This is a genomic window from Microbacterium sp. (genome assembly GCF_048259935.1).
GTDB lineage: Bacteria > Actinomycetota > Actinomycetes > Actinomycetales > Microbacteriaceae > Microbacterium.
Genome location: NZ_JBLXHF010000001.1, coordinates 53,297 through 72,837, shown reverse-complemented (window position 1 = coordinate 72,837; position 19,541 = coordinate 53,297). Strand labels below are relative to the sequence as shown.

Annotated in this window: 15 protein-coding genes; 8 read left to right on the top strand and 7 right to left on the bottom strand. The window is 66.4% G+C overall.

The window, feature by feature from the left end:
• Positions 1-150: 150 nt before the first annotated feature.
• Together ACN0RC_RS00330 and ACN0RC_RS00325 are read right to left on the bottom strand one after the other, a co-directional pair.
• Complete coding sequence (locus tag ACN0RC_RS00330) at positions 151-963, bottom strand: SURF1 family protein (RefSeq protein ID WP_417508069.1); 813 nt, start codon at positions 961-963, stop codon at positions 151-153.
• A 16-nt stretch (positions 964-979) separates the two neighbouring features.
• A complete protein-coding gene (locus ACN0RC_RS00325) occupies positions 980-2,095 on the bottom strand; it encodes a GuaB3 family IMP dehydrogenase-related protein (RefSeq protein ID WP_417508565.1) in 1,116 nt (371 codons plus the stop codon).
• Positions 2,096-2,192: 97 nt separating this feature from the next.
• On the opposite strand from ACN0RC_RS00325, the gene ACN0RC_RS00320 reads away from it, so the two are divergent.
• On the top strand, positions 2,193-3,281 hold the full coding sequence (locus ACN0RC_RS00320; protein WP_417508068.1) for an FAD-dependent oxidoreductase: 1,089 nt from the start codon (positions 2,193-2,195) through the stop codon (positions 3,279-3,281).
• A gap of 41 nt (positions 3,282-3,322) precedes the next feature.
• On the opposite strand, the gene ACN0RC_RS00315 is transcribed toward ACN0RC_RS00320, so the two are convergent.
• Positions 3,323-3,874, bottom strand: coding sequence for an OsmC family protein (locus ACN0RC_RS00315; RefSeq protein WP_417508067.1), 552 nt, complete (start codon positions 3,872-3,874; stop codon positions 3,323-3,325).
• Positions 3,875-4,101: 227 nt separating this feature from the next.
• A complete protein-coding gene (gene guaB / locus ACN0RC_RS00310; RefSeq protein WP_417508066.1) occupies positions 4,102-5,604 on the bottom strand; it encodes an IMP dehydrogenase in 1,503 nt (500 codons plus the stop codon).
• A gap of 303 nt (positions 5,605-5,907) precedes the next feature.
• Here guaB and ACN0RC_RS00305 point away from each other — a divergent pair, with 303 nt between their 5' ends.
• Genes ACN0RC_RS00305 through ACN0RC_RS00290 form a run of 4 tightly spaced genes read left to right on the top strand, consistent with a single transcriptional unit; the run spans position 5,908 to position 9,908 of the window.
• Positions 5,908-7,188, top strand: coding sequence for an ABC transporter permease subunit (locus ACN0RC_RS00305; protein ID WP_417508563.1), 1,281 nt, complete (start codon positions 5,908-5,910; stop codon positions 7,186-7,188).
• Between the two features lie 2 nt (positions 7,189-7,190).
• On the top strand, positions 7,191-8,168 hold the full coding sequence (locus ACN0RC_RS00300) for a branched-chain amino acid ABC transporter permease (protein ID WP_417508065.1): 978 nt from the start codon (positions 7,191-7,193) through the stop codon (positions 8,166-8,168).
• Positions 8,169-8,199: 31 nt separating this feature from the next.
• A complete protein-coding gene (locus ACN0RC_RS00295) occupies positions 8,200-9,138 on the top strand; it encodes an ABC transporter ATP-binding protein (RefSeq protein WP_417508561.1) in 939 nt (312 codons plus the stop codon).
• The gene (locus ACN0RC_RS00290; RefSeq protein WP_417508064.1) at positions 9,135-9,908 is read left to right on the top strand and encodes an ABC transporter ATP-binding protein; all 774 of its coding nucleotides are present in this window, start codon (positions 9,135-9,137) and stop codon (positions 9,906-9,908) included. Before ACN0RC_RS00295 ends, ACN0RC_RS00290 begins: the two co-directional genes overlap by 4 nt.
• A gap of 62 nt (positions 9,909-9,970) precedes the next feature.
• Here ACN0RC_RS00290 and ACN0RC_RS00285 read toward each other — a convergent pair whose 3' ends face one another.
• The 3 genes from ACN0RC_RS00285 to rarD all read right to left on the bottom strand — a co-directional run bounded on the left by ACN0RC_RS00285 (position 9,971) and on the right by rarD (position 13,486).
• A complete protein-coding gene (locus ACN0RC_RS00285) occupies positions 9,971-10,954 on the bottom strand; it encodes a hypothetical protein (RefSeq protein WP_417508063.1) in 984 nt (327 codons plus the stop codon).
• A gap of 259 nt (positions 10,955-11,213) precedes the next feature.
• Entirely contained in the window at positions 11,214-12,476 is a 1,263-nt protein-coding gene (locus ACN0RC_RS00280) for an ABC transporter substrate-binding protein (protein WP_417508062.1), read from the bottom strand.
• Positions 12,477-12,568: 92 nt separating this feature from the next.
• Positions 12,569-13,486, bottom strand: a complete 918-nt coding sequence (rarD, locus tag ACN0RC_RS00275) for an EamA family transporter RarD (RefSeq protein WP_417508061.1) — start codon at positions 13,484-13,486, stop codon at positions 12,569-12,571.
• Between the two features lie 174 nt (positions 13,487-13,660).
• Here rarD and ACN0RC_RS00270 point away from each other — a divergent pair, with 174 nt between their 5' ends.
• The 3 genes from ACN0RC_RS00270 (at position 13,661) to ACN0RC_RS00260 (ending at position 19,184) form a co-directional block, all read left to right on the top strand.
• Positions 13,661-15,685: an Hsp70 family protein gene (locus ACN0RC_RS00270; RefSeq protein WP_417508060.1), complete on the top strand. Its 2,025-nt coding sequence runs from the start codon at positions 13,661-13,663 to the stop codon at positions 15,683-15,685.
• Between the two features lie 16 nt (positions 15,686-15,701).
• Positions 15,702-18,275, top strand: a complete 2,574-nt coding sequence (locus ACN0RC_RS00265; RefSeq protein ID WP_417508059.1) for a LuxR C-terminal-related transcriptional regulator — start codon at positions 15,702-15,704, stop codon at positions 18,273-18,275.
• Between the two features lie 114 nt (positions 18,276-18,389).
• A complete protein-coding gene (locus ACN0RC_RS00260) occupies positions 18,390-19,184 on the top strand; it encodes an IniB N-terminal domain-containing protein (RefSeq protein ID WP_417508058.1) in 795 nt (264 codons plus the stop codon).
• The last annotated feature ends 357 nt before the right edge of the window (positions 19,185-19,541 follow it).

The following is a 19,541-nucleotide window of genomic DNA, read 5'->3' as shown; positions in this document are numbered from 1 at the left end:
CACGGCTCCTGGGTCAGGTGCCGCGGAGACGGACAGCCGCTCGCATCAGCGCAAGTGCCCCTTCCGTCCCCGAGCGAGTCTATGAAGCGGATGAGACATTCTCGAGGGAGTTCGAGAATCGCTCACCGGAAGTTCTCCTGCGCGTTGCCGTCAGGCCGCGGAGCCGGTGCGCTCTTCGAACTCTTCGACCTCGAGCTGCCAGCGATCCTTCGCCAGGCGGTACCAGATGTAGAACGCGAAGCCGGCGAAGACCGCCCATTCGATCGCATAGAAGACGTTGAGCCAGTTCACGGGCGAGAGTTCGTGCGGCGCGGGTGAGACGATATCGACCAGGCCGACGGGTGCCGTCGTCGACGCGAGATACGGCCGGTACATCGCAAGCTGTTCCGTGTCGTGCCACTGGCCGAGCAGCATCGCCGGAGACATCCTGCTCATCCCGAACGGATCGTCCGTCGTCGGCAGTGCCGGGCCCTCATCAGAGATGATGCGCCCGGTGATGTCTTCCTCGGTGCCTGCGGCCCTCTGCTCAAGGGCAGCCGCCGCAGCATCCGCACTCTTACGGTCGGGTGCCCACCCGAGCGCGACGGCGATCGACGTGTCCTCGGCGACCCGGAGCTGCCCGGTCACCCAGTAGCCGGCCACGCCTTCATCAGAACCGTCACCCTCGTTGAATCGCGAGGAGACGACGAGGAAGTCGCCGCCGATCCACGTGCCAGCCGCTTCGACCCGCTGGCCGACCAGCGGTTCAGGGAGGTACTCACCGGGCTGCACCACGTCAGTGAGGGCGCGCACGTCTTCGGTGATGCCCGCGGGCGGCGGATCGGTATCGATGGCGCGCTCCAGCTGCCACTGGCCGAGAAAGGCGAAGACGCCTGCCACGACGAGGCATGCGCACAGCACCGCGATCCAGCGGCCACGCAGCATGACCTCGCGAAGAGTCGGCGGGAACTCCGGGATCGTCACGAGTACTCGACGCAGCTCACGACTCGTAGGGAGCGAGCACGACCTCGACGCGCTGGAACTCCTTGAGGTCGGAGTATCCGGTCGTGGCCATCGACTTGCGCAGCGCCCCGATCAGGTTCGCGGTGCCGTCGGCGACCGGAGCCGGGCCGTACAGGATCTCTTCGAGCGTCGCGATACCGGGTGTCTGCACGCGGCGACCGCGCGGCAGCTGCGGGTGGTGCGCCTCAGGGCCCCAGTGGAAACCGCGTCCAGGAGCATCCGTCGCGCGCGCCAGGGCGACGCCGAGCATCACGGCATCCGCACCCATCGCGAGCGCCTTGACGATGTCGCCGGACGAGCCGACTCCTCCGTCGGCGATGACGTGCACGTAGCGTCCGCCTGACTCGTCGAGATAGTCGCGACGTGCGGCGGCGACGTCGGAGACGGCCGTCGCCATCGGCGCGTGGATGCCGAGGGTCGCGCGAGTCGTGGATGCTGCTCCCCCGCCGAACCCGACGAGCACACCCGCCGCGCCCGTGCGCATGAGGTGCAGAGCGGTCGTGTACGTGGCAGCGCCACCGACGATGACGGGAACGTCGAGGTCGTAGATGAACTTCTTCAGGTTCAAGGGCTCGGCGACGCTGGAGACGTGCTCGGCCGACACCGTGGTGCCGCGGATCACGAAGAGGTCGACGCCGGCCGCCGCGACGGTGTCGTAGAGCTCCTGAGTGCGCTGCGGGGTGAGGGATCCGGCCACCGTCACACCGGCCTCGCGGATCTCAGCGAGGCGTGAGGTGATGAGTGCGGGCTTGATCGGCTCGGAGTACAGCTCCTGCATCCTGACGGTCGCCTTCGCGTCCGGCAGCGCGGCGATCTCGGCGAGCAGCGGCTCAGGGTTCTCGTACCGCGTCCACAGTCCTTCGAGGTCGAGGACGCCCAGGCCCCCGAGCTGGCCGAGCATGATCGCGGTCTCGGGGCTGACGACCGAGTCCATCGGAGCGCCGATCACCGGGGTGTCGAACGAGAAGGCGTCGATCGTCCACGCCGTCGACACGTCTTCGGGATTGCGGGTTCGCCGAGACGGCACCACCGCGATGTCGTCGAACGTGTATGCGCGACGCGCGCGCTTGGCCCGACCGATTTCGATGTCCATGCTCACCCGTCCAGACTACCCGGGGTCGATCCGACTGCGAGACTGGTGAGGATCGAGACTCCCGAATGGCGGGAATCGTGACGATCGGGAGGATGCCGTGGGCTCGAATGCTGCGACCGTCGCTGTCATCGGCGGCGGCGTGATGGGACTCGCGACGGCATGGGAACTGACCCGTCGTGGCCACCGGCCAGTGGTGCTCGAGCAGTTCTCCCGCGGTCATGCGCACGGTGCATCGCATGGCGCGACGCGCAACTTCAACAATGCCTATCAGGACGAGCACTATCTCGATCTTCTCGTGCGCGCCCGCCATGGCTGGGACGCCCTCGGCTCTCCGGGCGGCGAGCCACTGCTGCGGTTGCACGGACTGGTCAGTCACGGCGACGTCGACATCGCCTCGGTGCGCGGACGGCTCGCCGAGCGCGGGATACCCGCCGAAATCCTGGATGCTGCCGAGGCGAGGCGACGCTGGCCCGGTATGCGCTTCGAGGATGCTGTGCTCTGGTCATCCGATGCCGGCGTCGTGCGCGCATCGGCCGCTCTTCTCGAACTGGAGCGTCGGATCGTCGAGGCCGGAGGAGAGGTGCGCTGGGAGACGCCGGTGCGCGACATCGTCGAAGACGCCTCCGGCGTCGCACTGGCGCTGCCGGACGGGACGCTGCACACGGACACCGTCGTGGTCGCCGCCGGCGCCTGGACGGCGCGATTGCTCGGCGGGATCCGACTCCCCCGGTTGCGAGTGACCGAGGAAACGCCGGCGCACTTCGCGCCGCGCTCCGCCTCCGACGCCATATGGCCGTCGTTCAACCATTACGTCGACACCGATCGCTTCCCTGCCACGGTCTACGGGATGCCGACACCGGGCGAAGGCGTCAAGGTCGGGTTCCACGGCGTCGGCGACGAGGTCGACCCGGATGCCCGACCGCACCGGACCACGCACGCGGATGTCCTTGCGGCGTACGTGCGCGAGTGGATGCCTGGACTCGATGCCTCGTCGGCTGCGCCGATCAGCTGCACCTACACGTCGACCGACGACGACACTTTCATCCTCGATCGCCGCGGTCGGATCGTCGTCGGCGCCGGCTTTTCCGGACACGGTTTCAAGTTCGCCACCGGCGTCGGCGCCGTCCTCGCTGATCTCGCGCTCGACGCAGGAGCACGCGCCGCTGAGCCGTTCCGACTGCGGTGAGCTGCGGCCTTCACCGCAGCCCGCAGCCGTGGGGCGGATGCTCAGACCAGAGTGCTGGAGGTCGGCACCGGGTTCGCGAAGAGGTCGAGTACCGGGCAGTGCTCGTCGACGACCTTGCGGAGGTTCGCGTACTCGTCGGCGCTGTTCGGACCCGAGATGTCGATCTTCAGACGCACGTCGTGGAACCCGGCACGGCCCGACTCGTCGATCCCGAAGAGCTTCTGGACGTTCAGGTCGCCCTCCGCCGTGATCTCGATCTCGTCGATCGTCAGGCCCAGCGCCTGTGCGTAGAGGCGGAACACGACGACCTGGCAGGAGACCAGCGCGCCGAGCGCGTACTCGACGGGGCTCGCAGCCGCATCGTCACCGGCGAGCGCGCCCGGCTCGTCGACGAGGAAGCGGTGCTTGCCCGCACGCACCTCGGTGCCCACCGATCCGACGCCGCGGCCGACGACCTTGTAGGTCAGCTCGGCGTTCGCCGGGTCGGCGGCGATGCGCTCGTTCCACGTCGTGCCCGCATCGGTGAGGCGCTGTGCGCGCTCATCGGGGGTGACATCGGCGACGGATGCGGTCTGGTCCTGGAGAAGAGTCATGTCGCGACGATAACGGCGGCGCGCGTCGGCGGCGAAGGATGCCGTCATCTGCCGTCACATCAGGGATCTATGTCGTGGCATCCCTCGTCAGTCGCGGCAGCCTCACCTGCCACCGAGACCCCAGGTTCTCGCCGAGACCCCAGGTTGTTCGCGTCTGCACCCAGGGGTCTGGGCGACAACGTGGGGTCTCGGCGAGGGAGCACGAGGAGGAGGAGGAGGGACGCGCCCTACTTCTTGTAGTTGGGGGCCTCGACCACGATCTGCACGTCGTGCGGGTGCGATTCCTTGAGACCTGCCGCAGTGATGCGCACGAACTTGCCGCGGGTCTTCAGCTCTTCGATCGTGCGAGCACCGACGTAGAACATCGACTGACGAAGGCCTCCGACGAGCTGGTAGGCCACCGCGGCGACAGGGCCGCGGTAGGGCACCTGACCCTCGATGCCCTCGGGGATGAGCTTGTCGTCACTGGGCACATCCGCCTGAAAGTAGCGGTCCTTCGAGTAGGAGGTCTGCTTGCCGCGCGTCTGCATCGCACCGAGCGATCCCATGCCGCGGTACTGCTTGAACTGCTTGCCGGACTGGAAGACGATCTCTCCCGGCGACTCGTCGGTGCCGGCCAGAAGCGAGCCGAGCATGACAGCATCCGCACCGGCGACGAGCGCCTTGGCGATGTCGCCCGAGTACTGCAGGCCGCCGTCGGCGATCACGGGGATGCCGGCGGGGCGTGCGGCGAGGGATGCCTCGTACACAGCGGTCACCTGCGGCACGCCGACGCCGGCGACGACGCGGGTCGTGCAGATGGATCCGGGGCCGACGCCGACCTTCACCGCATCCACACCGGCTTCGATGAGCGCCTGCGCACCCTCGCGGGTGGCGATGTTGCCGCCGATGACGTCGATGTGCTCGAACGACTCGTCTGCCTTGATGCGCTTGACGAGGTCGATGACACCCTGGGACTGGCCGTTGGCCGTGTCGACCACGAGGACATCCACACCAGCGTCACGCAGCGCCTCAGCGCGCTCCCATGCATCGCCGAAGAAGCCGATCGCGGCGCCCACGCGGAGGCGTCCCTGCTCGTCCTTGGTCGCGAGGGGGTACTTCTCGCTCTTGTCGAAGTCCTTGATGGTGATGAGACCGGCGAGCTTTCCGTTGTCGTCGATGAGCGGCAGCTTCTCGACGCGGTGCTTCGCGAACAGTGCGATGACTTCGCCTGCGGCCACGCCCACGGGCGCCGTCACGAGGTTCTCACTGGTCATGACGTCTTTCACGAACGTCGTCGGGCGCTCGAACGCCGAGACGAACCGCATGTCGCGGTTGGTGATGATTCCGACGAGTCGGCCTTCTTCATCGACGACGGGAAGGCCCGAGATGCGGTACTTCGCACACATCTCGTCGACCTCTTCGACCGTCGCATCCGGCGTGGTGGTGATCGGGTCGGTGATCATTCCGGATTCGCTGCGCTTGACGCGGTCGACGTGCGTGGCCTGGTCGGCGATGGAGAGATTGCGATGCAGGATGCCGATGCCGCCCTCGCGTGCCATCGCGATCGCCATGCGGGACTCAGTGACCGTATCCATGGCGCTGGAGAGCAGCGGAGTCGCGACCGAGATGCGGCGCGTGATGCGAGAGGAGGTGTCTGCCTCGCTCGGGATCACATCCGTGTGCCCGGGAAGAAGAAGAACGTCGTCGTAGGTGAGTCCGACGAAACCGAAGGGATCGTGCTGGTCCATGAATGATCCTCCTGCAGGCGTGGTGTTCTACCAATTCTAAGGGCGCGGATGCCGGAAAAATTCCCCGCGCGGCATCCACCGAGCACTTCGCGCAGCCCACCGTTTTCATAACGACACACCGAACAGTGGCGTGAAGCAGAGCCGACACATTACGCTCAAAGCGTCGTTCATCACAGCCGATGCGACCCGAAGCCTCGGCACCCCTCGAACGACTAGGGAGGTTTCGTGGAACTGACGACCAGCCACAGACACAGGCGCGTACCGTGGGTGATCGCGCTGGTGAGCTTCCTGCTCGCGGCAGCGATGCTGTTCATGGCAGCACCTGCATCATTCGCCGATACCGGCGACGCAGAGACGGACACCACGACGACGTCTTCCGACGATTCCGGCGGTGACGAGCAAGAGGTCACGGACTTCTTCTTCGCCGGCGTGATCAAGTACGACGCCGATCCCCTGCCCGGCGTCGCCGTCTCCATCAAGGGCAACGGCTTCGAGGCCGAGACCGAGACCGACGACACCGGACGCTGGACGCTCTACGTCCCCGAGAAGGGCGAGTACGAGCTGACAGTCGACGAATCGACCCTGCCGGACGGAGTCATCGTCGAAGGCGAGTCCGCCTCGCAGGATGTCGAATTCGGGCTCGGCAACCGCGTCATCGTCAACCTCTTCCTCGGTGAGGGGGTGCGCGAGACCACGAGTTTCATAGACCAGTTCGTAGAGCGGATCATCAACGGCCTCAACTTCGGCCTTCTGCTCGCCCTCGCCGCGATCGGCGTCTCGCTGATCTTCGGAACGATGAACCTCACCAACTTCGCGCATGCCGAGATGGTGACGTTCGGCGCAGTAATGGCCGTCGTCTTCGGCGTGACGTTGGCGCTGCCGATGTGGCTCACGATTCCGCTCGTCGTCATCTGCGGCGGGATATTCGGCTATCTGATGGATGTCGGGCTGTGGAAGCCGCTGCGAAAGCGCGGCATGGGAATCATCCCGCTCATGATCGTGAGCATCGGATTCTCTTTCGCGCTGCGCTACGTGTTCCTCTTCTTCTTCGGCGGCGGCACCGTACAGCTTCCCAATGCGGGCGCTCCGAAGATCGAGATCTGGGGCCCGATCAAGCTCAGCGTGATCGACATGATGTCCATGGGTCTGAGCATCGTCGTCCTCGTCGCGGTCGCGTTCTGGCTGCTGCGCACCCGCACGGGCAAGGCGACGCGAGCGATCTCCGACAACCCTTCGCTGGCTGCGGCATCCGGAATCAATGTCGACCGGGTCATCCGGATCGTATGGATCCTGGCATCCGCGCTCGCCGCCCTCGGCGGCATCCTGTGGGCGTATTTCCGCCCAGGCGTCCGCTGGGACATGGGCGTGCACATCCTGCTGCTCATCTTCGCGGCCGTCTGCCTCGGCGGTCTCGGAACGGCGTTCGGCGCGCTGATCGGCTCGATCATCGTCGGACTCCTCGTCGAGGTATCGACGCTGTGGCTGCCCTCTGACCTGAAGTACGTCGGAGCGCTGGCCATCCTCATTCTGGTGCTGCTGTTCCGACCACAGGGCATCCTCGGTCGAAGAGAAAGGATCGGTTGATCATGGACTGGGGAGCAATCTTCGGAAACACCGCATCCTGGATGCTGAGTCCGACCACCATCGCCTACGCCATCGCGGCGACCGGGCTTGCCGTTCACTTCGGCTATGCCGGACTGCTCAACTTCGGTATGGCCGGCTTCATGGCGATCGGTGCGTACAGCTACGCGATCTCGATCCTGACGTTCGGGCTGCCGTGGTGGGTGGGCATCATCGTCGGCATGGTGATGTCGACGGTATTCGCCTTCATCCTCGGCATCCCGACTCTGCGGCTGCGCGCTGACTATCTGGCCATCGCGACGATCGCCGCGGCCGAGATCGTTCGTCTGCTGTTCACCTCGACCGCGTTCGAGGAGTACACCAACGCTGCCGACGGCCTCGGCGGCTACCACGCCGGATTCCGTGCGGCCAATCCCTTCCCCGAAGGCACCTACGGGTTCGGTCCGTGGACGTACAACGCCAGCCAGCTCTGGGTGCGCGTGTTCGGTCTGCTCGTGCTGGCGGTGTGCATCTACCTGGTGTGGGCGCTCATGCGCAGCCCATGGGGACGCGTGCTCAAGGGCATTCGTGAAGACGAGGACGCTGTGCGCTCGCTCGGCAAGAACGTCTTCTCGTACAAGATGCAGGCGCTGGTCATCGGTGGAATCATGGGCGGCCTCGGCGGTGCGGTCTTCGCTCTGCCATCGGCCGTGGTGCCGGCGAGCTACACGACGTCGCTGACGTTCTTCCTCTGGACGATCCTGCTGCTCGGAGGGGCTGCGACGGTCTTCGGGCCGGCGCTGGGTGCGGTGATCTTCTGGGTCATCATGGCGTTCCTCGAGGGCGTTCTGCCGAGCTTGGCCGCGCAGGGCATCCTGCCCATGTCGGCGATCCAGGCGGCGACGCTGCGCTTCGTGATCGTCGGACTCGCCCTCATGCTGCTGGTGATCTTCCGCCCGCAGGGACTCCTCGGAAACAAGAGGGAGCTGACCTTTGTCAAATAACGCTGCAGAGAGCACGCCGAAGACCGGACGGATCAAGACGACCGGTCTTCACAAGGGCGATGCCGTCCCCGGTTGCGAGAAAGTCGATCCGATTCTCGTCGCCGATAAGGTAACGCGGCGCTTCGGCGGTCTCACCGCCGTCGACGTCGATCACATCGAGGTCCCCCGTCACGCCATCACGGCGCTGATCGGTCCGAACGGTGCCGGAAAGACGACGCTCTTCAACCTGCTGTGCGGCTTCGACAAGCCCAACACCGGCAAGTGGAGCTTCGACGGGCACCAGCTCTCGGGCATCCCCTCGTTCAAGGTTGCGCAGATGGGGCAGGTGCGCACATTCCAGCTCACGAAGGCTCTGTCGCTGCTGACGGTGCTCGAGAACATGAAGCTCGGAGCACCGGATCAGAAGGGCGAAGGGTTCCTTCCCGCGCTCATCCCAGCGATCTGGCGCAAGCAGGACACTGAGCTCGAAGCGAAGGCGATGGACCTGCTTGCCAGGTTCAAGCTCGACACGAAGGCATCCGACTACGCCGCGAGTCTCTCCGGAGGCCAGCGCAAGCTGCTCGAGATGGCGCGCGCGCTGATGCGTGACCCTTCGCTGGTGATGCTCGACGAGCCGATGGCGGGTGTGAACCCGGCCCTGACGCAATCGCTGCTCGACCACATCCTCGGCCTCAAGGACCTGGGCATGACCGTGCTGTTCGTCGAGCACGACATGAACATGGTCCGTCACATCGCGGACTGGGTGATCGTGATGGCCGAGGGACGGATCGTCGCTGAAGGGCCGCCCGAGACCGTCATGCAGGACAAGGCCGTCATCGACGCCTATCTGGGCAGTCATCAGGATGTCGACCTCGGAGTGGTCACCGGACGCCACAAGGGCGAGCTCAACGAGTCTGCCAGCCAGATGCTCGAGGAGATCCGCGAGGAGCATCACACCGCGGTTCAGACCGCCGAGGAGGACAAGCCATGAGCACGCCCATTGCCCCCGCGGCCGAAGAGACAACGGACCGGCCCTTCGGTGACCTCGTCGTAGAGGTCAAAGGCCTCACCGCGGGATACCTGCCCGGTGTGAACATCCTCAACGACACCAACCTGACGGCCGCGAAGGGCGAGCTGGTCGGCATCATCGGACCGAACGGTGCGGGCAAGTCGACGCTGCTGAAGGCGATCTTCGGACAGGTCAAGGTGCGTGGAGGCGACATCCTCGTCAACGGTGAGAGCATCGTCGGACTGAAGGCCAATGAACTCGTACAGCGCGGCGTGGGGTTCGTCCCGCAGACAAACAACGTGTTCCCCTCGCTGACCATCGAGGAGAATCTGCAGATGGGGATCATCCAGCGGCCAAAGGCCTACAAGGAGCGGCTGGAGTTCGTCACCGGCATCTTCGCCGAGTTGGGCTCGAGGCTGAAGCAGCGCGCAGGGTCGCTGTCCGGGGGTGAGCGCCAGATGGTGGCGATGTCGCGTGCTCTGATGATGGACCCGTCGGTGCTGCTGCTCGATGAGCCTTCTGCCGGTCTGTCGCCAGTGCGACAGGATGACGCGTTCATCCGCGTCTCCGATATCAACAAGGCCGGAGTCACGACGATCATGGTCGAGCAGAACGCGCGCCGGTGCCTGCAGATCTGCGACCGCGGCTACGTTCTCGACCAGGGCCACGATGCGTACACGGGCACGGGTCGCCAGCTGCTGAACGATCCGAAGGTCATCGGCCTCTACCTGGGCACGCTCGGCGAGGACTAGCGGCGCGGCTCGCGCGTCGGCGCGGGCCGGGGCGGCGGCGCTCGAGCGGCGGCGCGCCCCGCTCATACGCGGCGCGGGATGGATTTCACGGCGCGGATGCTGTCTTGCGTCGTGATTTCCATCTCGCGCTCGGCCATCGCGCGTCGAAGTTGTGCAACAAAAGCATCCCGCGCGCCCGCGACGAGGTCGGCCTCCGTGAGGTGAAGGCTCATCCACCCTGCCGCGGCGAGCGCGCGCTGACGCTGAATGTCCCGCCGCCACTCCTCTTTGTCGGTGCGGTGTCCGTCGCCGTCGTACTCGATGCCGATCTTGAGCGTGGGGTAGGCGAGGTCCGGGCGGACGATGAACGTGCCCTCCACGCATACCTCGAACTGCACCACCGGTTCCGGGAGGCCGCTGTCGATGATCAGTAGGCGCGTCTCGGTCTCTTTCGGCGATTCCACCCCGACACGGGCGAAAGGCAGCGCCTGCTGAATCGTTCGTTGCCCGGGGAACTGCCGCCACACGGCCAGACGCTCCTCGATCTCCGAGAGTGTAGCCATTGGCTTTCCCGGCCCGAGGTCTGGATAGTTCAGCGCGGGCGTCAGCACAGCGTCGATCATGACGACGGCTTGATCGACGGTGAGATCCGGCGCGCACATGAACAGCGCCGCGACGGGATCGATGACCGGCACACCCCGCAGAAGCCAGGTCTCAGCCCGCTCGACTTTGAGCCTGCTCCCCCGCACTCTGCTCGTCTTCGGCGGCGTCGTGCCGGTGGGGACGACCACGTCGATCTCTTCGCCCTCTTTCCATAGCGTCGGCAGCGGCAGCCCCCATAGCCTCGCGGCGGTCGTTCCCCCGAACTGCTGCCCGGGTTTGAGCCGCAGCGCGCAACACCTCACCCAGTCGTCGAACGTCTCTGGCTTCGTCGTGGAGCGGACGCCGCTGTACGGACGATGCAGGTCGCGCGCGCTGTGTCGTCCTGGCCTGACGCCGACCGCTTCGGCATTCGCGATCGAGAATCGCTCGCCGAGCCGGCGCGGGAGCTTGGTTCTGTGGCGCATGCACTTCATCGTGCCGCGCTCGCGGATCGCAGCATCCGCCCGAACCCCCGTTCCGTGGACAACCCGGCCCAAGCCGGCCCCCGTGCAGAACGAGTGCCTCGCGCGAATCGCGCGTGAGCCACCCGGGATGGGCGCACGGGATGGAAAACGCGGCCAAGAACGCTCCCCAGCCCCGAAATCCAGCCCGCGCCCGCGCCCGCCGCCGCGCCGGGCACACGAAAGGGCCGGATGCCGCAGCATCCGACCCTTCGCGTCGGTATCAGTTGATACGGGTGTGGGTGTTGTCGGCTCCGTACTGGAAGACGCCGATGGTCGCCTCGGTCGGGTCGCCGTTGTCGTCGAACGTGATCGCGCCGGAGTATCCGTCGTAGTCAGCAGTGCCGCCATCGAGGATGATCTGCGCGCAGTCCGCGAAGGACTCGCACTTCTCACCATCGCCCGAGCCGCCGGAGACCTCCTGGAGGGCGCCCGCGATGTCGGTCGCATCCGTGGAGTTCGCAACGAGCGAGGCGAGTGCGAGCAGAACCACTGCGTCGTAGGACTCAGCGGCGTAGTTGAAGTCGACGAGCTCCTTGCCCGACTGCTCCTGCCACTGGTCGATCAGACGCTGCTGGAAGTCATCCGCGAGCACGGGCCCCGGCTGCGTTCCCTTGCTGCCCTCGATCGAGACCGGCATGTCGGCACCCCACTGCTGGGTGTTGCCGTCGACGAAGTAGAACTTGCTGCCGTCGAATCCACTCGAGATGAATGCCGGAACGATCGTCGAGGTCTCCTCGAAGCCGATCACCGCGATGGCGTCCGGCGCCTGAGCGAGGATGGTCGAGATCTGCGCATCGAACGAGGTGTCGTTGGCGTTGTACGCCTCGGATGCCACGACCGTGCCGCCGCCCGCTTCGAAGTTCTCGGTGAGCGACTTCTCAAGGCCCGAACCGTAGGCGTCGTTGAGATAGATGATCCCGAGGTTCGCGTGACCGTCGATGCCGATCTCGCTGGCGAGGACCTCACCCTGGAGCAGGTCGCTCGGAGCGGTGCGCCAGTAGAGGTTGTCATCCGGCCATTCGGTGAAGTCCGGCGAGGTGTTGGCCGGCGAGAAGGTGATGACACCCGCGCTGACCGCCTGGTCGAGGAAGAGCTTGGTGACACCGGACGATGCCGCACCGATGATCGCCGAAACGCCCGAGTCGAGCAGACGCGGGACCGTGGTCTCGAACGCCTTGTTGTCGGGGTCTCCGGAGTCGCCGTACTCGACCTCTACCGTGATGCCGAGATCTGCCTCATTGATCTCGGCGACGGCAAGACCGACGCCTGCTTCCTCGGGCGGGCCGAGGTAGGCGAGCTGACCGGTCTGCGGGAGGACCGTTCCGATGCTGAGCGTGAGCGCTTCACGATCAGTCGATGCCGCAGGCTCATCAGCGTCGCCGCCACCTCCACTGCTGCACCCTGCCAAGACCATCGCACCCGCACTGATCAGGGCGATACCGCCGATGACCTTTCGCGTACGCATGTGTGTGAAGACGCTCATGCTGCTCCCTTGCTATTCATGATCGCGACGACTCGGGCGTCGTCCGTGCCCTTAACGTATACGCGAAGAGGTCACGCGTGTGTTGCGATGCGCTAACGGTGTGTCCGGCGAGACCGCCTGGCCGCCAGAGCGAGGTCGACGAGGAACACCCCGACCGCGACCCACACGATGATGAATCCGATCCAGCGCTCGGCCGGCATGGGCTCGTGCAGGATGAGCACTCCGGTGAGGAACTGCATGATCGGAGTGATGAATTGGATCATCCCGATCACGGCGAGGTTGATGCGGCGAGCACCCGCGGCGAACAGAAGCAGCGGCACTGCGGTGGCCACCCCTGCGAACAGCAGCAGCAGGGTGTGCGCCGTGCTGACATCACCGAACGTGATCCCTGTGGTCTGCGCGACGATGATCAGTTGCACGGCGGCGACCGGCAGCAGCCAGAAGGATTCGAGTGTGAGACCGCTGACAGCATCCACCGCCGGTCCGACCTTCTTCTTCACCAGGCCGTAAAGACCGAAGGATGCTGTCAGCGACAGCGCGATCCACGGGAAGGCTCCGTAGCCGATGATGATGACGAGCACCGCGAGCACAGCGATGCCGATGGCGACCCACTGCAGCCTGCGGATGCGCTCGCGCAGCACGAAGACGCCGAGCAGCACCGTGAAGATCGGGTTCATGAAGTACCCGAGAGATGTCTCGACCACCCGCTCGCTGAGCGTGCCGATGACGAAGACCTGCCAGTTGATGTAGATCAGCGCCCCCGCCAGCGCCGTCCATCCGAGGAGTCTCGGCTGCCGGATGATCGCGATGATGCGCCGCCATCCCCTGGCGAAGGTGAGCAGCAGCAGGCAGAACACCAACGAGAAGACCACGCGCGCCGCGACGATCTCCCAGGGCCCTGTCGGCACGAGCAGCAGGAAGTACAGCGGGAGAAAGCCCCAGAGCAGGTAGGCACCGCCGGCGTATGCGGCCCCGGCTGCGCGGGTCCGTGGGGATGCGACGATGCTCACTGCTCCACCCTAGGGCCCCGCATAAGGAGCGCCGGCGGGCATTCTGAAAATAAATCCTTCGAATTGAATATCCCCTCTGGCGTTGCGCGCCGAACAGTTCTATAGTGAGCATCACCCAGCAGTTCGAACTACCTGAGCGAGCCTGCACACGCGGTCTCGACTCATCCCGATGACGTGAGCGAACCCTCCTTCCTGCTCGCGATCGACGCGGGCAACAGCAGGGTTTCTGCTGCCGTTGCTCACGGTTCACGCGAGTCATACGACAACCCGGCTCTGTTCTCGTTAGGCGCTAACGAGCACAGTGCACCTTCTGCTGTGTTCGTCGCAGAGGACGAAACGCTGTTCTTCGGTGAAGAGGCCACCCGGCGGGGAGCAACGGCCCCGCACAGACTGGTGCGCGAATTCGCCCACGACGTCGGGAACGGCGTTCGCCTGCTGATCGGCGAACATGCCGTGTCCGCCGACGACCTCGTCGCGCGACTGTGCGCCTGGGTCGTCGATCAAGTCACCGAAGCCGAGGGCGAACAGCCCGCGGTGATCGCCATCACTCATCCCACGACCTGGGGCGGACACCGCCTCTCTCGCCTGCGCGGGGCATTGCAGCGCGCGGGCATCGATGCGCCGATCCTGCTGAGCGAGTCCGAAGCATCCGCTCGGCAGTCCGAGACCGCCCTTCCGCTCGACCCAGGACACATGCTCGCGGTCTACGATCTCGGCGGCACCCGGTTCGACGCCCGCGTCCTGCGCCAGCGTTCCGGCGGGCGCTATCAGCCCGTCGGCGACCAGGTGAGCATCGAACATCTGGGAGGCGCGAGCTTCGACGACGAACTCATGCGCCATGTGCTCTCCGTGCAGGGATCCGACGTCGCTGACGCGCCGCTGACCGCTTTGGTCGACGTCCGCAGCGCGGTCGTCGAGGCCAAGGAGCTCCTCTCCTCGGCCGGAGACGCGACGGTGCGGCTCGGCGCCCTCGCCGGCGGCGCGAGTGTGCGCATCACCCGCTCCGAACTCGAGGGCATGATCGCAGCCGATCTCGATCGGACCGTCGAGGCTCTCGACCTCGCGATCGAGTCGGCAGATGCCCACGGAGACCGCCTGAAAGGGATCGTGCTCGCTGGCGGGTCCTCGCGCACTCCGCTGGTCGCGCAGCGGCTCTCCGAGCGGTTCGATGTGCAGATCGTGGCGGATGCTGACACGAAGGCCGCCACGGCGCTCGGCGCCGCTCGCATCGCCTGCGACCTGACCTACGGCACCGGTGCCGCGACCGAGACGAAGCCGGCGCCGGCGCCGGCGCCGGCGCCGGCGCCGAGCGCACGCACCTCGCGAGCCGTCGAACCCAAGTCCGTCACGCCCCAGTCGGTCACGCCCAAGCCAGCGGAGAACGAGCGTACGCCAGAGCAGGATCAGCCCGGCGAGAACCCATCACAGGAGAAGACCAGGGCCGCCGCATTCCTGCAGACGCTGTTCGCCAAGCCATCCCGCACGACCTCTCCTGCGCTGCTCGCCGTGGCGGCCGTCTTCATCGCCGCCACGATCGTCCTCAGCAACACCACAGCCGCCGGCACCCGCTGGCCGGACTTCGTCGCTCATGCGGCATCCACGCTCATGAGCCTGCCGAAGCCGCTCGGCGGCGCACCGACGAAGCCGACTCCTGATCCGGCGGCGGCTGCACCGGCTACCCCGCAGGTACCGGCCACAGAATCGGTCATCCGTCCGGTGAGCGAGCTGAAATCGGATGCTGGCTCGAAGCAGGCGGCGCCGAAGACCAGGCAGTCCGGTCCGAAGGTGGAGCCGACCTCGCCTTCCAACGATTCCGGAGGATCGACGGGCGCTGCTCCGACCACGCCGGGTTCGACTGACGCCGGCACCGGGACCACCCCCGGTGGCCAGACCGGCACCACACAGCCCCCGGCAGACACGAGCGACCCCGATGACACGGGTGGCACGACCACGACGCCCCCGCCGGAGACCACTCCAACAGATCCGATCCCCGACACCACCCCGCAAGACCCCGCCCCAGAAGACACTGCCCCCGACGGCAGCAACCCGACCGACCCGACGGCCCCGCCCGCTGACACCACGCCACCGGCAGAGGACCCTGCACCGGTGAGCCCGACTCCGGTCGCAGAGACGCCTCTGGCCGAGACAGCCCCGACTGCCGGCGAGCAGCACTCAGGTCCGGTAGCCACGCCCACCTGATCGGAGATGCCTGATCATGCTCGCCGAGCAACAGCGGCAACCCGCGACGACACACGACGACATCGCGCGCGCCACATCACATCGGATGTCGCTGCCCGCGCTCTGGGAGCACATGATCGGCCCGGCTGTCGAAGCCATCAGTGATTCTGCTCCGCGCGCGCTGGTGGTCGGCAACGCCGGTTCGGGAAAGTCCACGACTCTGCGTCACCTGCATGCGCTGCTGACCGAGAACGCTCGAGAGGCCGTGTACCTGCGCCCTGGCCCGGCAGACATCGCAGCGGTTCCGCACTCGCACGTGCTCATCGTCGACGACCTGCACCGGCTCGGCGTCGATCAGCTCGCGCAGCTGCGCATGCGCGCGGCCGACCCGGATGCCGCTCTCATCGTCGCGCTGCGTCCGGCCGGCTGGGACGACGCTGTCGCGGAGATCTCGCAGCATCTCGAGCAGCATCATCCGAGCGTCGTCCTCGGCCACGTATCGCGCGCCGACCTGCTGACCTATCTTTCTCCGCACGGCCTGCGCCTGTCGGAGGCGTGTCTGAGCGACATCCTCGAAATCACCGGAGGCGTGTCCTGGCTGGTCAGCGATGCGCTGCGCGCCCACGACGACCGCGACTGCGGCGGCGGCGCGACCCACAACGAGCTGCGCATGGCGCTGGAAGAGCGCATCGCCCACCGCCTGAGCATGACGGAGCCGAGTCTGCGTGAACAGATCGAGCGCATCTGCGTATCCGATCCGGGCATGCCGAACGCTGCGGATGTGTCGGGCGAGCACGCGCTGCACGGTTATGCCGAAGGCCTTCTCCTGCGCAGCGGACAGCCGGTCCCGCTCGTGCGCATCGCCGTGCAGGCAGGGATGCCGGCAGGTCGCCTGATCGCGCTGGATACTGCCGTCGGCTCGTCGTCGCACGGTCCGAGCACGCCGGGCGGCCCGAGCACGCCGGGCGAGGTGCTGATCCGACATGCCGATCTGCTTCTTCCCACGCATCCGAAGCGCGCCGCAGAGCTCTACGAGGGTGCGATCCGCTCCGGTGCGGATGCGTCGCTGCTGGCCGGCCGACGCGCAGACGCCGCCTGGTCGGCCGGCGATCTCGACACCGCGAGCGCGCTCGTCGATGAGGCAGGTCCGCTGACCGAACCGTCCGCAGATGCGCACGACCGCGACAGGCTCGCCGATACCACGGCCGCCATCTGGGCGGCCCGCGGGATGATGGAGCAGGCCCACACCGTGTACCGGCTCGCGTCTGCCGCCGGTCCCCTCTCTGCGGCACGCGCGCGCATCGCTGCCCTCGCCGTCGGCATTCCCGCCGACACGGATCCCGACGCTCCTGCGTCGACAGAGGAGTCCGTCCCCTCGACGCTCGGTGTCGCGATGCGCCTGCTGCGCCGGGGGCTAGACGCATCGATCGCGCCGGAACAGGCCGAGTCTTCGCTCTCGGATCTCGTGCGCGCATCAGAGATGTACACGACCTCGCACGAGGCATCCGGCATTCCAGAACTGCCTGCCGTCCTCGCGGCGATCGTCGCCTTGAATCTCGGCGCCCTCGCCACAGCGCGCTCCGTCATCGACGATGCGATCGCGGGCGCGCAGGGCGGGCCGTGGGCGCGCCCCCGCCTGCTGCTGTGGCGTGCATGGATCGCCGTCGAACTCGCTCGGCCCGGCGAAGCGCGCGAAGCACTGGCGAGCGCCAGCGCTGCGCGCGCCCCGCGCGACCTTCTGCTTGCGGATGCCGTGCGCGTCGCGATCGCACGACGCTATGAGGATGCCGCGGGGCTCGAAACCGCGTGGCGCCGTGCCAGAGCGAGTCTGCTGCGCGTCGACGTCGATCTCTATCTGCTGCACCCCCTGGCCGAACTCATCAGCTCCGCTTCGCGCGTGGGCGATCCGGAGCGGATCCGCCCGCAGTTCGAGCGGGCGCTCCAGCTCGTGCATCAACTGCATGACCCTGCACTGTGGTCTGCGCACCTGCGTTGGGCCGGGATCCAGAACGGCATTCTGCTCAACCGTCCCGAGTCCCTGCGCCCGCATGCGAAGGCGCTCGTCGAAGCCTCAGCGCACAGTCGCATCGCCAGCACCATGGCGAAAGCCGGACGCGTGTGGACATCGGTACTCGGCGGCACCGTTGACGCCGACGCCGTGGAGAAGGCCGCTGAGGATCTGGCATCGATCGGCCTCGTCTGGGATGGTGCACGATTGGCCGGTCACGGCGCGGCCAGGTCGCAGGATCGCAAGGTGGCTGCCCGACTGCTCGCCTGTGCGCGAGAACTGCACCCGATCGACGGATCACGCAGAGCGATGGCCGCCCACGCCGGCGATTCGACGACTCCGGCCACGAGCACTCCGCAGGAGGTGCTCAGCGAACGCGAACTCGAAGTGGCGCGGCTGGTGATCGAGGGCAAGACCTATGCCGAGATCGGTGAGACGATCTTCATCTCCCCTCGCACGGCCGAGCATCACATCGCGCACATCCGGCGCAGGCTCGGAGCGGGCTCCCGCTCGGAGATGATCGCGCAGCTGCGGCATCTCATCGGGTCTGAACACGGCCCGACGGAGGCTCCGCACCCCAGTGAGAATGGCACACCCCCCTAGTGCCCCGGGGATCTATCGGGGTCACCCCCGATGATGCCTGCACGGGGCCGGAATACGCTCTGAGGAGCTCCCCGATAGTGACCCATTGTCCGAGCAAGGCGAAGAGGCAAACTCATGATTTCACCTGTAGAGACCATCGCAGACGCGTTGATCTCGTTCATACTCAGCCTTCTGCACGATCCGGAAGCCGCGGAGGAGTTCACCGCCGATCCTGAGGCGGTGATGATGCGCGGCGGCGTGCAGAACGCCTGCGTCGCCGACGTGCGCGCAGTCGCGCCCGTGGTCGTGGATCATCCGTCGGTCACGCCGCGCCCTCCGCACCCCGGGCCTCCTGAGCCGCCCAATCCTCCGGACCCGGTGGTCAACGAGATCATTCGTCTGGTGAGCCAGTTCACGACGATCGACGCCCGGTCGACGATCGTCGACCAGTCGGTGAACCAGAACATCTGGACCGACGGCGGAGATGTCACGCAGATCTTCGATCAGGATGCCGTGGTGGCTTCGGGCGACCAAGCAGTCGCAGCCGGCGATGACGCCACTGTCACCGATACCGACACCGACATCACCACCGGTGACATCAACATCGGCAACGACGAGTACAACAACTCGAACAACACCGATGGATCCGACAACTCCACGATCGACGATTCGTTCCAGGACAATTCGGTGGAGGACAACTCGACCAGCGTCGTCGTGGCGACCGACGCGGCAGACGCCGCGGATGCCGCGCCGGCGATGGAGCAGGCGCCGCTGGCAGAGCCCTACGAACCGGTCATGGTCCACGAGGAGCCAGCGGACGTGCTCGAGTCCGATATGGCCGCAGCTCCTGCGGAGTCCTATACGGAGGATGCCGCCGGCGTCGCCGTAGAAGACGAGCCGATGATCGAGGAGCCGGTCGAGGGACAGTGACCATTCAGTCGAACCCGGCACCCGGCAACGGGAGCCCGCCGAAACGAGAGGCCCCTCAGCGGCCTCTCGTTCGCGGCGCGAACGAGGCACCGGTGCTCGTCAAGGTGCCGCCGCCCTTCTCGATCAGGCTGAGTCAGTTCTTCTGGATCATGAGCTTCGCCGTCGGCGGGTTCACCGTGGTGTACTTCTTCATCATCCGGCAGGACCTGCTGCCGCTGATCGCCGATGTCGCGAAGGGAGTGACCGAAGGTCGAGATGAGGCGACGTACAAGTCCGCGGCCGACATCATCTTCTGGATCGTGTTCGCGGCGCTCGTCGCGATTCTGCTCACGCAGATCGTGCTGATGGTGTCGTTCA